Genomic DNA, 14847 nt, shown 5'->3' with positions numbered 1-14847 from the left:
AGATCACAGAACGGTGGTGGTCAGGAGGATCGTCCAGGTCATGAACCAGAGCGCGAACGTCATGAAGCTCTGGTAGAACCAGTCCTTTCCGGTCAGCGCCATGTAGTCGACCCGGATGAGCATGAATAGGTGTTTCTGGAAGACGACGCCCGCCATGAGAAGAAGGATCCCGATGATGGCGTTCTCCTGAAGACCGCTTGTCGGGTCAGGCGTGCCGGAGAGGTAGAACGAGAGTCCTCCGGCCAGAATGCCCATGAAGCAGGCTACAAGCGTCCGTGTTATCCGATCCCTGTGCTCAGCCCGTTTCTCGGCACGCGTCCGTGGCCGTGTCTTTTCAGACTCTGCTGCTACCGCATTCTCGCTCATCGTGACACCAGTGTTGCGCCAGTCCTGAAAGGGAAGTCCCTTCGGGGCGGCGGCCCGCCGGGAGCAAACCGGCTTCGGGCCACTTCCCGGGATTGACGGAATTACTACATTATAGAGCGTTCTCCGGTAATAAAAGGTAGGTCCCACCGGGTGGAACGGCGGGGCAGGGTGATCCCGACCGCTTTTCACGCGGGATATGGGTGAGAGGTCACAGAAGGAACCTATACAGGAGGGGCAGAGGAGGGGGCCGTCCCGCCTCCCAGCCGCCCCCTCTCCCAAGGCCGATATCCCCATTGAACGGAGAGATGCGGGAAAATGTGGTGCTGCCCCGGGGATACGGCTTTCCAGAGGGTATCGCCACGCACTGCCCCCGCCCCCGAGGGGCGGGGGAGGAGGCCGAAGGCCGGGCGGGGTGGGGGTGACAGATATACCGAATTGGCGGGGGCTGCTGGAAAAGTCTTACAGGTTAGAGACAGGGGAGGGGGAACTCGTTCCCCCTCCCCGTCGGCCCCTCCCCCAGGGGCGATATCCACCACGGTCCAGTGTATGGGAAGACTCTGGAGAAGAACCATGCACGGCTGTTCATCGGATATCGCCATGACTGCCCCCGCCCCGCAGGAAGGGGGAGGAGCGCGAAGCGCGGGAAGGGTGGGGGCTATTGATAGAACCTTACACGATAGAGACAGGTGAGGGAGGCGAGCACACCCCCTCACAAAAAACCCGATTCACTCGATCTTATACCGCAGGAGCGCCGCAGCGCCGCCGATGGCATCAAGGCGCTCCCCGGGCTCGAACTCGGTGCTCAGCACCACGACCGTTGCGTTGACGCGCTCGGCCTGCTCGATGACGCCCGTAGCCTCATCGTCCCGGAGCAGGGTGTCGGCGACCAGCACCGTCTCCGCCGCACCGTAGGCGACCGCTCTCCGGACTTCGTCGATCCCGTAGGCAACGGCGCCCTCGGTCGCGATCCGGAGCAGGACCTCGTCCATCAGCCCGACCTCCCGGGCAAGGTGCAGGTCGCCGAGCAGCCGGTCAAGGATCCCCTGCCCGATCACCTCCTGCACGGCGCCCCGCCCGATCCTCCGGGTCTCGATAGCGACCATCCGCCCGGCGAGGTCGGGGGCGCGGGCCTTCACGTAATCCGCAAACTCGTCCTTCACGAACCCCGGGCCCGCGACGACGAGAGGGCCGGTGACCGTGGAGACGGTATCAAACGTCCTCTCGAAGAGCACCGACCGGGTGCCGGTCTCGGCACCCTTGCTGCTCCCGGCCGTGATGGTCGTCACCCACTCCGGGCCGAACTGGCGCAGCCGGTAGACCTGCGTCTCCCCCTCCTCGACGCTCACGACGTGAACCACGCCGTATGCAGAGGCATCGACGGCCCGCCGGAGCCGCTCGCAGTCCACAGACCGCCAGCGTTTGATGACCGAGATCTCGAACCCGGCCTCGACGTTCAGGGTGTGGTGCGCGGCGAGGTCCACCCCGCTCTCGATGACGCCGGCGATCCGGAGACGGTTCGTGTGCTGGTGGAACTCCACCTTCTCGACCCGGATACCGAGCCGCACCGGCCGTTTCTCGACCTTCTCCGGCCGGAGTTTATCGGTCGCCGCCTCCACGCTCCGGAACGTCGTCGCAAAGACGAGATCCCCCGGCCCGACCAGGTGGGAGAGGTGCCAGAGGTCGTCGAGCGTCTCCGGAAAGAGGCGTATCTCGCCGAACTGCTTCTTTATCTCCCGGACTTCGGCCTTCATGGTTCCACGATATCGGAGCCTCCCGGCGGGACGAATGCGGCGACCGCTTCGGTGTTCAGGGCGTTCTTGAGCCCTTTCCACTCGTCCTCCGAGAGTTTCTCCCTGAGTGCCCGGACTACCTTCTTTGCGGTGTCGTTCGGTTCGAACTGCCCGGGACGGAGTTCCACCCACACCTTCGCCCGCTCCGTGACGGCACCGGGCGGGCCGCCGATGACGGCGACCTCGGGCGCCATCGCAAGGCCGATCGCCGCCCCGAGCGAGACGTTCCTGAAGTACTGCCGCTCCCCACGGACGATGAAGGCTCCCCGGGCCACGTACTCGCCCGACTCGGCCGTCTTGCTCACCTGGTCGGGCCGGGCGGCATAGACGTCTGCCGTGAAGTGCCCGGCCTTCCAGGCGTTGGAGTAGGAGGCGGCGAACAGCACGGCCTCATCGAGGTGTTCGGTCGTGCCCTTCACGATGACGACGCTCCCGCCGTGGACGTCGGCGTGGACGAAGAGGTCGCCCCCTTCCATGTATTTCTTGACGAGTTCCTCGTTCTGGGAGGCGTCCCGTCCGCCGATGACGAGGATGCCGTCGGAGGTGGTGAACCAGCGGAAGCGGTGATACCACCGCTTCTTCCGGAGGACAAGGTTCTTTTTCGTCCGGGCCTTCTCGGGAACTGTGCGCTCCATGGCCGCGAGAGCGCCTGCCTTCTTCTTCTTGAACTTCTTGATCTGGTCGTAGTAGCGGCCGAGGTTCTGCTCGATCGTCTCGTGGACGAACGTCTTCACCCGCTCCCCCGAGAGGTCAAGGTCCACAGCCGCTTCCGAAGGGTGGATCGCCCGGACTGTCTTTGCCGCGGGGTTATCGCCGTTCGCCTTCAGGATCTGCTCGATCTCCTGCCACGACCGGCTCTTGCTCGCGTCGTCGAGCGTCGCTATGATCCCGGCAACGGCCGTGTAGTTCTCGTAGATCACCTCCACGATCCGCTGGTTGCGCTCGATCTTCTTCTCGAACCCCTTGATCGCCTCCGCCTGCCGCCGGCGGATCACCTCCGTCTGGGAGAGGCGGGGTTTCTCGGCCGCGGCCTCCTCCTTCCCGGACGCCGTCTTCGGGTAGAACGCATCCAGCGCCTCGCTGAAGGTCGAGAACCGCTCGCGAACCTCCTCTCCGGCAAGCACCACCGGCCAGCACCCGGACGCCGTTATCACCGGCTCACGGCGCCCCCCGACATCCGCCATCAACCGTTCGAACGCTCCCCGGACAGCCTCCGCGTCCACTTCCGCGGCGGCGGCGCTCTTCTCGACGCCCGCCGCCAGGCAGACCTCTTCGGCATACGCGCCGCCGAGCATGCACCCGACGGCGAGCGTCCGGACGATGTCGCGGTCGGACTCTACGAGCATCGTCTGGAACGCCTCCGATGATTGAGACAGGCAGTCGGATCCCTCGAAGGCGTAGACCGCACCCGGAACGACCTCCCGGGTCTTGAACCGGTGATGCCAGAGGGGTTTTATGATTGTGTAGTCTTCGCCGCAGAGGACGGCGTTCCCCTCGTCGAAGAGTTCGAAGATGAGGTGATAGGTCGTGTCCCGTTTCCCGATATCGAGGCTTATCGTGCGCTCGAGCCCGAGCTGGCGGATACCGAGCACCTTTCCGCCTTCGAGGTGCTTCCTGAGCAGCATCGCGAAACTCGGCGGGTTCTTCGGGGGGACGGGAAACTCCGCGGTGAAGTGGGCGCGCCGCCCCGTCTCGACGAGAAGTAAGTATTTTGCCCGGTCTTCGCCGTTCAGCCTGATGCCGAGGGTCTTCGCGTCGAACTGGTAGATCTTGCCGACCCAGAGCGGGAGGCGATCGGCAGCCTCCGCTACCAGCGCCCGAAGATCGACCCCGCTCATTCCCTGTAGTGTCGCCATTGATTCAGAATACATTCGGCCCGGTACCTAAAGAAGGGTACGGGCGAGTGACGCAGGTTCTTGATCTGGTGGGAATCGGGCGGAGGTATGAGGGTGGGAATGGCAGGGAATGCGACGGTTCGGAGAACCAGAGCGTGAGCACCGCAAGATGCAAGGTGCGACCTTCCACAGGAACGGAGCACGAGAAGAACGAAGCTCTTCGAAGGGGAGCATCCCCCTCCCCTGCCTCTACCTTACACTCGGACACCTGTAACCCCCACCCCGCCCGCGCTTCGCGCTCCTCCCCCGCCCTCAGGGCGGGGGTAGTGCTCAGGCGTATACCCCAGGAAAAGCCGTGCATGAGTTGTGACTGACCGGAGGGCACAAACCAAAGCATCGGAGGATGAAAATCCCCTAGGAAGCGACGGTTTGTTGGAAACAACTGTCCATAGGATGCGATGGCCCGGAGGCGCGACAGATGAGGCGGGGAGCAGGAGCCGGGGGATGGGAATCTGAAGGAGGTGGCCGTTGAGGAAATTGTGACTCGAAACTTTTTGAGAATCTTAATTGAATTACGCTGCTCTCTTCGGTTCACATGTCACCGTCTTCGGATTTCAGGTGGATATCGCCACGCGGGGGTGGGGCCGGCGGGGAGGGGGGAGCATCCCCCCTCCCCTGCCCTCTCAAAGAACTTTGTCCTTCTCGTGTTCCTGCCCTTCGACCAGTCGCACTCCCCCCAGCCGCGATATCCCCACGGTTCAGCGTACGGGGTTTTGCCCTCGCTTCCGAATGCTCAAACTCCTGCCGGATGGCAGTCGCACTTCCCGTGAGTCGATGATGTGCGGATAACTCTGGAGGCAATTCGGCCTTTAGAGGAGGGATTCAACAAAGTCAAAAGAAAAAACAAATCACAAGAGCAGAGGAGAATTACTCCTCAGTCTCGTTCGTCTCTTCGGGTTCGGCGGTCTCGATGATCTCGGGCGCCGCCTCCGGTTTCTTCGGGCGGGAGATCGTCTCCTTCATGACGACATCGTTGACATCGGCGTAGTTCTCGAATATTTCGCGGACGAGGGTACCCCGCCAGACCATCCAGCGCCGGTCGTAGGTGATCGCCGCTGGGAGCTCCAGTTCGGCCGTGCCGTCGGCGATGGTGATCCCGATATCGGTTCTGCCCGAGAAGAGCTTGATGAGGCCCTTGATCTGCTCCACCGGCTCCTCGACTTTCTCGAGGATCGCGTAGGAGTAGTTCAGGGTCTTGCCGGCAAGCGGGTGGTTGAAGTCGACGACTGCGCGCCTCCCGATGACGTCGACGACGACGCCCTCGCGGCCCTCGGCCTCGATCCGCGTCCCCCTCTGGGGCTTCTCGCGGAACTGCGAGACCGGGACGGACTTTACAGCGTCATCCTCGTGCGCCCCGAACGCCTTCTCTGGCGGGATCTCGACCTCGCCCTCGGCGCCGACCTCTTTCCCTATCAGCTCGTCCTCAAGACCGAGGATGATATGGTGGCTCCCCAGACGGACGGTGACGGGACCGTACTCCGCCTGCGGGTTGTAGATCCCCTCTTCCTTTGCGTTCTCCTCATCCGTGGTATCGAAGATATTCTCACCGGCGCGGCCGGTGTACCTGAGCCTGATAAAATCTCCTTCCTGAAGTGCCATTCCATTCACCTTGAATAGCAGATGCACTGCGAGCCCGGAACACCTTCCGCACCGGTCCGCCGCATGCCTGCGTCTTGTTGTTCCAATTTATTTGGATGGAATGGTATTTATACTGTCTACCGGAACACCCCCCGAGGATCATGGACGAGATACAGCAGCAGGCCAGCGGGGTCTCGTACGCCCCCTCGCCTCCAGAGGAGTTCTGCGGCAGGCAGGAGGAACTTGAGCAACTCCCGGCCGTCCTCTCGCGGGCGGGAGAGCACGGGCAGGCGATGATGATATCCGGCCCACCGGGAATCGGAAAGAGTTCGTTCCTGAACCGGCTCGCATACGAGGTCCGGGCACGCCCCGGCGGGCGGCAGTCACCCGTCCTCAGGGCGGAGGTCTTCGACCTCCCGGGGATGATCTTCTCTGCGTTCCGGGAGTTGTTGAACGATCTCCGGCGGTCTTCGGCATCCGGAAGGGTCCCTGATGCCGAGAGCATAAGGGAGGCTCTCCGGTATGCCGATGACGTCTTCGAGAAATACGCCGCTCCGGTCGAGCCGATCGGCCTGCTCCCGAAGGACGGCGAGAAGATCGTCGGCGTCTTCGCCCGGTCGCCCGAGGTCGGATACAACCACGTGTACCAGGCGTTCGAGGAACTGCTCAGGGAACTCGGGAGAGAGGTGAGCATGACCGGCCGTGTCGCGGCGGTCCTCGTAGACGACGTCCACCTCGCCTCGAGCCATGACCGGCGCCTCCTCCAGGACGTCGTGCGCAACCTCCCGCCCGGCATCCTCTTCGCCTTCACCTGTCGGACGGAAGATGGCGCCGGTTCCGGGTATGCGGCGATGCAGGAGGAGATCCGGGAACTCGGTATCGTAGAAGTGCAGCTCTCCGAGATGCGGAGGCACGAGATCCATGAACTCGGAGAGAGGCGGTTCGGCCTCGCTATCGACGATCCGGCCGCCGCCCTCCTCGAAGAGGCCTCGGCCGACCCGTTCAGCCTTATGGCATGCTTTAACGCCCTGTATGGCCGGGGGCTCGCACCATCCCGGGAGAACGTCGCGGATGTCATCGCCGGGGCAGACGGTCCGGCGGGGCTTGCCTTCGCCGCGCTCCCCGGGCCCGTGAGGGCGTGGACGGAGGACCTCTGCGTCTTAAACCCCCCGTTCCCCGTGCCGGTCATGGCCTGCATGCTCGATCTCTCGGAGACGGACGTGACGCCGGCGACCGGCCTGCTGCTGGCGAGCGGCATCTTCCGCAGGCTTCCGGACGGTGAATATGCCTTTGCGCACCCTCTCCTGCAGGAGCACTGCAGGCGCGACCTCGCTGAAGAGAGGGGGGTTGCGCTCAACGCCCGCGCAGCAGACTGCTTCGAGCGCTCCATACATCGCCTCCCGGGGAGGCTGTACGTCCTCCTCTCGCTTGCCGGTCACCTCTTTGATGCGCACGAGTACGGGAAGGCCGCCGACCTGAACCTGGAGATCGGGCTCCGGTTCCACCACCGCGACGACCACGACACCGCCCTGATCCTCACGGAGCGGGCGGTCGTCTCCGCGGAGCGTCTCGGGGACGACGCGCTCCTCGCCGCCGCAGAGCGGCAGAGAGACCTCATCCGGCAGAAGGCCTCCGGCCCGCTCACGGTCGGAGAGTAAGGGTTTATCAGCGTTCCCGGGAGACGATCTGACGACATGCTCGAGATAGAAGCAAAATTTGCGGTCGAAGACCTAGAAAGCGTCAGGACCGAGCTCGGCCGGCAGGGAATGCGGATGGAAAGAAGACAGCAGGAGCGCGACGTCTACTACAACGCCCCGCACCGCGATTTCGGGGAGACGGACGAGGCGTTACGGGTCAGGTACGACGACACCGGGGTCGCCATGACCTACAAGGGCCCGAAGATCCGGGTCGGGAGCGCGAAGGCCCGCGAAGAGTTCAACCTCGCGGTTGCCGACGGCGAGACGCTTGAAGCGATCCTCTCCCGCCTCGGGTTCCGGCGGACCGCCACGGTCTCGAAGGTCCGGGAGTTCTACGAGATGGGAGACGTGACGGTCACGCTTGACGACGTTGAGGGGCTCGGGACGTTCGCCGAGATCGAGATCCTGACCGAAGAGAACAAAGAAGATGCCGCCGACCGGATTGGGGCTATTGCAAAAGAATTGGGTGTAGATGGTCCACCGGTCTACACCTCGTATCTGGAGATGCTGCTCTCTAAACAGCAATAAGGTCGATATTGATATCTTTTGGCTCCTTCCCGAAACGGATGATAGCGCCGTAGCCTTCTGAAGCGGGGCCGGGGTTGACGATCTTGACGCCGTCGACCTCGGTGACGCCCCGTGCCTCGTGGATGTGGGCACAGCAGACCAGATCGAACCGGGTCATGTGCTTGCGGATGCTCTGGCTGCCGACGTGGTTATCGTCGACGACGTCCAGCGCCTCGTAAGGCGGGGCGTGACAGAGCAGAACGTTGTGGATGTTCTTGTCCATGTTCTTGGTGATCCGGGTGAGGTCTCTGTCGATCTCTTCCTCCGTCAACTCGAACGGCGTGTCGAACGGGGTCTTGTTCGAACCGCCAAGGCCCGCGAGCGTGATCTTGCCGAGCGCGATCCATGAATCGTGCAGGCAGACCGCATCCGAGCGCTCGAGCACGTCGACGATCTCGCGGGGGTCGCAGTTTCCGGGGATTGCGAAACACGGCACCTCAAAGTTGGAGAGTACCGAATCTACAGGCTCAAGTGGACCGAAGTTGGTGATGTCGCCTGCAATGATGACTGCATCGTAGTCGTAGCTGAGAAAAGCGTCAAGCTTTCCGTAGTTACCGTGCAGATCTGCTAGGAGTAGCACATCCGTCATGCCTATAGGTGAGGAGTGCGTCTAAAAAACCTTATCTCATGATCCATCCACGAGCCGGTTATTCTGCCGCCGAGCGCCAGTTTCCCAAGGACCTTCTCCGTCTCGGGAAGGAGCGGCCGGGGGCGGGCGTTCTGAAGAGGAGTCCCGGGAAGCGGCATAAGGTAGTGGATGTGCGCCTTTCCTTCCCGGGTGACCATCTTTACGAGATCGAGCGTCGCGCGCTGGTCGTCGTCGCTCTCGAACGGCAGCCCGAGGATGAAATCGACGACCGGGACGAGACCGTTCTCCCGGCAGAGGTCGATCGCCCTGACAACGTCCTCGACGGTGTGTCCGCGGCGCAGGTGGCGCAGCACACGGTCGCTCCCCGACTGCGCCCCGAAGTGCAGGCGCGTGTTGGCGCAGGTCTCGAGGACGAGTTCGACCGACTGCTGCGAGACGCACTCCGGGCGCACCTCACCGGGGAAGGTGCCGAAGTAGACCCGGCCGTCGAGGCGCCGGAGGAGACGCTCGACTTTGTCGAGACGGAGATGAACGCCGTCCGAACCGTAGGCGAACGCGTTCGGGGTGACGAACCGGATATCCCGGAAGCGCGAGGCGTAACGGACGATCTCATCGATAGAACGGTGGCGCATGCACCTTCCGAAGAGGCGCGGCGTCTGACAGTAGCCGCAGGAGAACGGGCAGCCCCGGGTGATCTCGACGAAACCCTTGACCCGCGAGAAGGGGGGGTAGCCGTCGAGGAGGACGGTATGGCGGGCGGGCGTGTAGCCGGCCGCGGTCGCGACCCCGGGAGGAGGCGCCCTCCCCTCCTCGATGGCGGCAAGAAGGGCCGGGAGGGTGTACTCCCCCTCCCCGACGACGACGTAGTCGGCGTACCCCGCCACCTCCTGGTAACAGGCGGAGGCGTGGGGGCCGCCGACGATCGTCACGCAGTCGGCTCCCGCGATCTCGTCGCGGTAGAGGCGCTCATTGATCGAGTTCAGGCTGTAGAGGGTGACGTCGGAGCGCGGCCCGTCCGCCGTCTCGATATCGTATCCGTGTACCTCGCACGCTGCGGCAAGCGCGGCGAAGGAGTTGCTCGCCTGGGAGATCTGTCGCCAGTATACCTTCATCTCTGCGGTGTTCCGGCCGTGCAGCGTGCGCTCACCGGGATCCCGGCGGTTCTGCCTGCACGGCATGTATCCACCTATCTCTCCTGACAGGCGATTAAAGTGACGACCTGCCGGGCCTTTCGCCGAACCGATACGTTCATTGTGAGGATGGGAGAGACGGCGCAGATCGGCTGTGAGGGGCAATGCCGAAGTACGGACTGAACAAAGACCTGCCGCTACCGGTGAGAAAGGCGCTTCCCGGGCACGGCCAGGATATCTACCGTGAAGCGTTCAACAGCGCCTGGGAGCAGTACGCCGACCCCTCGGAGCGAAGAAACCCACAAGACTCACGTGAGGAGGTTGCCCACAAAGTCGCCTGGGCGGCGGTGGAGCAGGTCTATGGGAAAGGGTCTGGGGGAGAGTGGCAACGGAAGGAGGCGAAGCAGTAGATTCGTGCTCCTGGCTCCCGACCGGGAGAACACGCCCTGGGAGAAATATATCCGACCGCAAGAATATTTCAATAAGGATTAAATATTCCCGGCCTGTATTCACCCTCTTACCGTGGGACAGGACGTTCCACGAAGATGGAGACGTGATCCACATGAGAGGAACTGCTACAGAGATGCAGACACGGAGTATCATCCGGGGAAAGGATATCGCGGATTACTCGGTCAGGAACCCGCAGGGTGAAGATCTCGGGACGATTAAGGACGTCGTGATCGATACGAACGAAGGCCGCGTCGCCTATGCCGTCCTCTCGTTTGGAGGAGTCCTGGGATTCGGCGACAAACTCTTCGCCGTTCCCTGGGAGGCCCTGCGGTACAACGCGACCGACGACACCTTCGTCCTTGATGTCCCAAAAGAGCGGCTGGAGAACGCACCGGGCTTCGACAAGGATAACTGGCCGACGACCGCCGAACGCGGATGGCTCACCGGGATGTACAGCCACTACGGCTACACGCCCTACTGGGAGCGCCGCATGGAGCGGTGAACCTGCTGAAGTGAACCGGAATTCGACCACCGCCGGCCCCTTCCGGTGACCGGGGCCGGCGGCACTTCTGGGATCTCCGGGGAGTTACATCTCCGAACACTATATATGCCGGGGCACGCATGCACTGCGAGACCGTAATCCGGCGGAGAACGGCTGAAAGACGGGAGGCAGCCGGATAAGGGGATCCAGCGCCCGGATATGCGGCAAGGAACCCCCCTAGTTCTCCGCTGCTCCGGGGGTACATCGGTATGCAGAACGTGATACCAAGACGGAAGAAGACTGTCCGGGAGATCGACGTGACGAGCAAAAGGGTGCTCGTTCGCACCGACTTCAACGTACCGCTCGACGAAGCCGGCGCCATCACCGACGACACCCGTATTCGGGCCAGCCTGCCGACGATACAGTATCTCTGCGAGCGGGGGGCGCGGGTGATCCTCTGCTCTCACCTGGGCCGGCCGCAGGGCAGGGTCGAGGGACGGCTGCGCCTCGCCCTCGTGGCGAACCGGCTCTCTCTCCTCCTCGACCGGCCGGTCGCCGCACTCCATGACTGCATCGGGCCGGAGGTGGAGAGCGCGGTCGCGGCGATGAACGACGGTGATATCGTTCTCCTCGAGAACCTCCGGTTCCACCCGGAAGAGAAAAAGGACGATCCTGCCTTTGCAGAGGGACTCGCCAGTCTCGCCGAGATCTACGTCAACGACGCCTTCGGGGCCTCCCACCGGGCCCACGCCTCGATCGTGGGCGTCCCGAACTACCTGCCGGCGGTGGCCGGGCTCCTCCTGGAGAGAGAGGTCAACGCGTTTACGCGCATCCTGCAGAACCCCGAGAGGCCGTTTGCCGTGGTGATCGGTGGCGCCAAGGTGAGCGACAAACTGGAACTCCTCGATAACGTCATCTCCCGGGTGGACCTCCTCCTCATCGGGGGCGGCATGGCGGCGACGTTCTTTGCGAGCCGGGGCTACCGGACCGGTGCGTCGCAGGTCGAGACCGACCGCCTGGACGAAGTCAGGAGGGTCGAGAAGAATGCGGAACGACGCGGCGTCCGTCTCCTTCTGCCCTCAGACGTCATCGTCGCGGAGAGGCTGGAAGCGGGCGTCCCGAACCGGGTTGTGCCCGCGACGGAGGTCCCGGACGGCCAGATCATCGCCGACATCGGGCCTGCGGCCGTCGATGAGTTCTCCCGGGAGCTTCGGGCGGTGCGGACCGTCGCCTGGAACGGCCCGGTGGGGGTCTTCGAGATCCCGGAGTTCGCAGAAGGGACGCGCCGGATCGCCGCGACCCTTGCCAATCTCGACGGCACAACGGTCATCGGCGGGGGTTCGACCACGGATGCGGTACAACGGTTCGGGCTTGCCGACGAGATGACCCATGTCTCGACGGGCGGCGGTGCAGCCCTCGCCATGCTCGCGGGAAAGCCGCTCCCGGGCGTTGAGGCGCTCGACGATGCGGAGGGGCCGTGAAGCGGATCGGCATCCTGACGAGCGGGGGCGACGCGCCCGGAATGAACGCCTGCATCCGGGCGGCGGTGCGGACCGGGCTCGCGAACGACCTTGCCGTCGTCGGGATACGCCGGGGATATACCGGGCTCATCGCCGGTGATGGGGTGCCGCTCGACCGGAGGGCTATCCGGAACACGATCCACATGGGCGGCACCATCCTGGAAACTTCGCGGAGCCCGGACTTTTACACCCGGGAGGGGCGGCTCAAAGCGGCGGAGGCCATCGAACGGTTGGGGCTTGACGGTATCATCCTGATCGGGGGTGAGGGGACGTTTCATGGCGCGAGCCTGCTCGCCGCCGATGCAGATACGGCACCGCTCGTGGGGGTGCCGGGGAGCATCGACAACGACGTCTACGGGACCGACTACTGCATCGGGTTCGATACGGCCGCAAACTGCGCGGTCGAGGCGATCGACCGGATCCGCGACACCGCCCGCTCTCACGAACGACTCTTCTTCATCGAGGTGATGGGGCGGACGGCCGGGTTCCTGGCGCTCGAGAGCGGTATCGCCGGCGGCGCCGAGGAACTGGTCATCCCGGAAGAAGAGGTCTCGATCGCCCGGATCAGCGAGCGCATACGGGCGGGGTTCATCACGGGGAAGAAGAGCGCGATCGTGGTAGTGGCGGAGGGGAAGACGCCGGGCGTCTCGTTTGAGATCGCCCGGGAGGTCGGCGAGCGCCTCAACTTCGATTCAAGGGTCGTCGTCCTCGGTCACCTCCAGCGGGGCGGGCCGCCGACGCTGCGCGACCGGGTGCTCGGGAGCCTCCTCGGTGTTGCCTCCGTCGAGGCACTGCTCGAGGGCCAGCGCGAATGCATGGTGGGAGAGGTAGGCGGCAACCTTCGATGCACTCCGCTTGAAGAGACCTGGCAGAAGAAGAAACCGCTCAACGAGGACTTAGTGCGGATATTCCCGTTCCTCTCGGAATAGGCGGGGTACGGGGCCGGAAGTTCCCTCTCCCACCAAAAAAGGGTAGGGCGTTGGAAGCTACCCGGGTGAATGACGCGGATGCATTCCGCGATGTCGCGTGGACCTCATCTGTCCATGACGGCAACCAGTCTCCCTCTTACCCCGCCCTGTTTGAGTTTTTCGAGGCCCGCCGGGATATCATCGAATCCGATCTCGATGACGTCCGGTTTGAGGTCGCCTGATGCCATCATCTTGTAGACGCTGGCGATATCGTCGACGTTGCCGCCCTGGCTGCCGACTATGGTAACCTCTTTCGTGATCAGGGGCATCGTGTTGAGGGTGGTCTCCAGTTTTGCCATGCCGACCAGGACCACACGGCCATTGACCCCGACCGCTTCCAGGGCGTCCGCGGTTGTCTTGCCGGCCCCGGCAAAATCGACGATGACATCCAGATCATGGTGCTCGGCGACCTCGCTGATCGACGGGTATGCGGCCTTGCATCCGAGTTTCATGGCTTCTTCCCGTGCTGCGGGGTTCCTGGAAGCCGCGTATACATTGGCGCCCTTGAGGACGGCGACCCGGGTGCCGATCTGGCCCAGGCCACCGATGCCGATGATGCCCATGTTGATGCCGGGCCCGGCACCCCCCGCCACGGCCACCGCATGGTGGGAGGTCATCCCCGCATCCGTAGCGGCCGCAGCATAGGTAAATGAGACGTTATCGGGAACCGGGACCAGCATCTCCGCCGGAGCGGTCGATTTCGTGGCGTATCCGCCGTCCCGGCCGTATCCCCCGCCGTACCCGTCTTTGGTAGGCATGGGGCAGACGCCGACTCGATCTCCCACGTTATATCCGGTGACGCCTTCGCCGACCTCCGTGATGACGCCGGCGTATTCGTGACCGATGATGAGCGGGTACTTCATCAGCGCCAACCACTTCTCATCCTCCAGTGCGCCGACATCCGAATGGCAGAGCCCGCAGGCCTTCACATCGAGCGCTACGTAACCGGGTTTCGCAACCGGATCAGGTTTTTCAACAAGTCTCAGCGGTTTATGGGTGTAGGTAAATTCCCATCCTTTCATCATGCTAATACTCTCCTGGTTTCAACTGCACATCCTCTTCGGACGTGCAATCTCGCGATCCAGCACCTACAATCACAATCCCGCCCAGATATCCGGTCATCCCATGACGTTTCCCCAGCGGCCGGGTTCAAGCGAAGATGCTGGCCGCCCCTGCCGTCGCCGGGCGCGGGGTCCAGCCCGTGCACCCGCCCGGCAGGGTGTATTCGTCTACTCTACCTTACCACGCAGACCAGCCGGCATCCGCCGGGATGGCAGCCGTCTATCGAGTCCGGGATGCACGCGATTCGCGGCTATCAGACGGCAGGGATTCAAAAATCCCAGAGGTTTCGAGTTGGAATATCGGGAGAGGTATCTCTCTTCCCGATAGGGTGTTTTATGACGACCTCTAGTTGGTAACTATCCTTCATGATCCTTAAATGTTGCCGCGCTGCCAAAAAAACCGCATCTTCCGCAAATTCAATAAAGGTAGCCGGAATGAGAGGGGATACCGGATAATTGCGCGGTCTGCAGGCATACCGGTTATCCGGCACTCAGTTGGAGCGATGAGTTCTTTTTTAAGCGCACCATCTGGCTCTATAAGATCGTACACCGTTCAGGATGGCAAAGCGCTGGCCGGACTGCTGCACTGCTGCCGAAGAGAGGGGTGAGGGGGAGCAGGGGGCGTTTTCGGGCACCGTCCAGCTGCCGGGCCCCAGAGAATGAGATGCATAACCATGCTTGCGGACGGCATTCACCCAGAGGGGAGACCAGGGATTCGATCGCAGATCACTCCCGGTCCTGGCATCTCTCGGTGC

The 14847-nt window shown here is 63.2% G+C and carries 13 protein-coding genes; 6 read left to right on the top strand and 7 right to left on the bottom strand.

Annotated features, from left to right (window positions below):
* Positions 1 to 3: 3 nt before the first annotated feature.
* From FKB36_RS10340 to FKB36_RS10325, 4 genes are all read right to left on the bottom strand, one after another.
* Positions 4 to 366: an EMC6-like membrane protein gene (locus tag FKB36_RS10340; RefSeq protein ID WP_261597988.1), complete on the bottom strand. Its 363-nt coding sequence runs from the start codon at positions 364 to 366 to the stop codon at positions 4 to 6.
* A 725-nt stretch (positions 367 to 1091) separates the two neighbouring features.
* Positions 1092 to 2117, bottom strand: coding sequence for an mRNA surveillance protein pelota (locus FKB36_RS10335; protein ID WP_261597987.1), 1026 nt, complete (start codon positions 2115 to 2117; stop codon positions 1092 to 1094).
* The gene (gene rqcH / locus FKB36_RS10330) at positions 2114 to 4012 is read right to left on the bottom strand and encodes a ribosome rescue protein RqcH (RefSeq protein WP_261597986.1); all 1899 of its coding nucleotides are present in this window, start codon (positions 4010 to 4012) and stop codon (positions 2114 to 2116) included. Before rqcH ends, FKB36_RS10335 begins: the two co-directional genes overlap by 4 nt.
* Positions 4013 to 4918: 906 nt before the next feature.
* Positions 4919 to 5650 (bottom strand): peptidylprolyl isomerase, encoded by a 732-nt coding sequence (locus FKB36_RS10325; protein ID WP_261597985.1) that lies wholly within the window; start codon positions 5648 to 5650, stop codon positions 4919 to 4921.
* Positions 5651 to 5790: 140 nt separating this feature from the next.
* Between FKB36_RS10325 and FKB36_RS10320 the strand changes: the two genes are divergently transcribed.
* On the top strand, positions 5791 to 7287 hold the full coding sequence (locus tag FKB36_RS10320; RefSeq protein WP_261597984.1) for an AAA family ATPase: 1497 nt from the start codon (positions 5791 to 5793) through the stop codon (positions 7285 to 7287).
* Positions 7288 to 7323: 36 nt separating this feature from the next.
* Positions 7324 to 7854 carry a class IV adenylate cyclase gene (cyaB, locus tag FKB36_RS10315; RefSeq protein WP_261597983.1) on the top strand — a complete coding sequence of 177 codons (531 nt, stop codon included), beginning with the start codon at positions 7324 to 7326 and terminating at the stop codon, positions 7852 to 7854.
* Here cyaB and FKB36_RS10310 read toward each other — a convergent pair.
* On the bottom strand, positions 7841 to 8482 hold the full coding sequence (locus FKB36_RS10310) for a metallophosphoesterase family protein (protein ID WP_261597982.1): 642 nt from the start codon (positions 8480 to 8482) through the stop codon (positions 7841 to 7843). The genes cyaB and FKB36_RS10310 overlap by 14 nt on opposite strands.
* A gap of 2 nt (positions 8483 to 8484) precedes the next feature.
* Entirely contained in the window at positions 8485 to 9594 is a 1110-nt protein-coding gene (locus FKB36_RS10305) for a TIGR04013 family B12-binding domain/radical SAM domain-containing protein (RefSeq protein ID WP_261598078.1), read from the bottom strand.
* A gap of 182 nt (positions 9595 to 9776) precedes the next feature.
* Here FKB36_RS10305 and FKB36_RS10300 point away from each other — a divergent pair, with 182 nt between their 5' ends.
* From FKB36_RS10300 to pfkA, 4 genes are all read left to right on the top strand, one after another.
* Positions 9777 to 10022: a ChaB family protein gene (locus tag FKB36_RS10300; protein ID WP_261597981.1), complete on the top strand. Its 246-nt coding sequence runs from the start codon at positions 9777 to 9779 to the stop codon at positions 10020 to 10022.
* Between the two features lie 173 nt (positions 10023 to 10195).
* Positions 10196 to 10564, top strand: coding sequence for a PRC-barrel domain-containing protein (locus FKB36_RS10295; RefSeq protein WP_261597980.1), 369 nt, complete (start codon positions 10196 to 10198; stop codon positions 10562 to 10564).
* 248 nt (positions 10565 to 10812) lie between these two features.
* Complete coding sequence (locus FKB36_RS10290; RefSeq protein WP_261597979.1) at positions 10813 to 12024, top strand: phosphoglycerate kinase; 1212 nt, start codon at positions 10813 to 10815, stop codon at positions 12022 to 12024.
* Entirely contained in the window at positions 12021 to 12992 is a 972-nt protein-coding gene (gene pfkA, locus FKB36_RS10285) for a 6-phosphofructokinase (protein WP_261597978.1), read from the top strand. The genes FKB36_RS10290 and pfkA overlap by 4 nt, the downstream gene beginning before the upstream one ends.
* Positions 12993 to 13096: 104 nt before the next feature.
* Here the strand turns inward: pfkA and FKB36_RS10280 are convergent, their stop codons facing one another.
* The gene (locus FKB36_RS10280) at positions 13097 to 14056 is read right to left on the bottom strand and encodes a zinc-binding dehydrogenase (protein WP_261597977.1); all 960 of its coding nucleotides are present in this window, start codon (positions 14054 to 14056) and stop codon (positions 13097 to 13099) included.
* Positions 14057 to 14847: the final 791 nt, after the last annotated feature.

This window comes from Methanoculleus formosensis, from assembly GCF_025384765.1.
In the GTDB taxonomy this organism is placed as follows: domain Archaea; phylum Halobacteriota; class Methanomicrobia; order Methanomicrobiales; family Methanoculleaceae; genus Methanoculleus; species Methanoculleus formosensis.
Note: the sequence above shows the minus strand (reverse complement) of the source record. Positions and strands in the feature narration are given on the sequence as shown.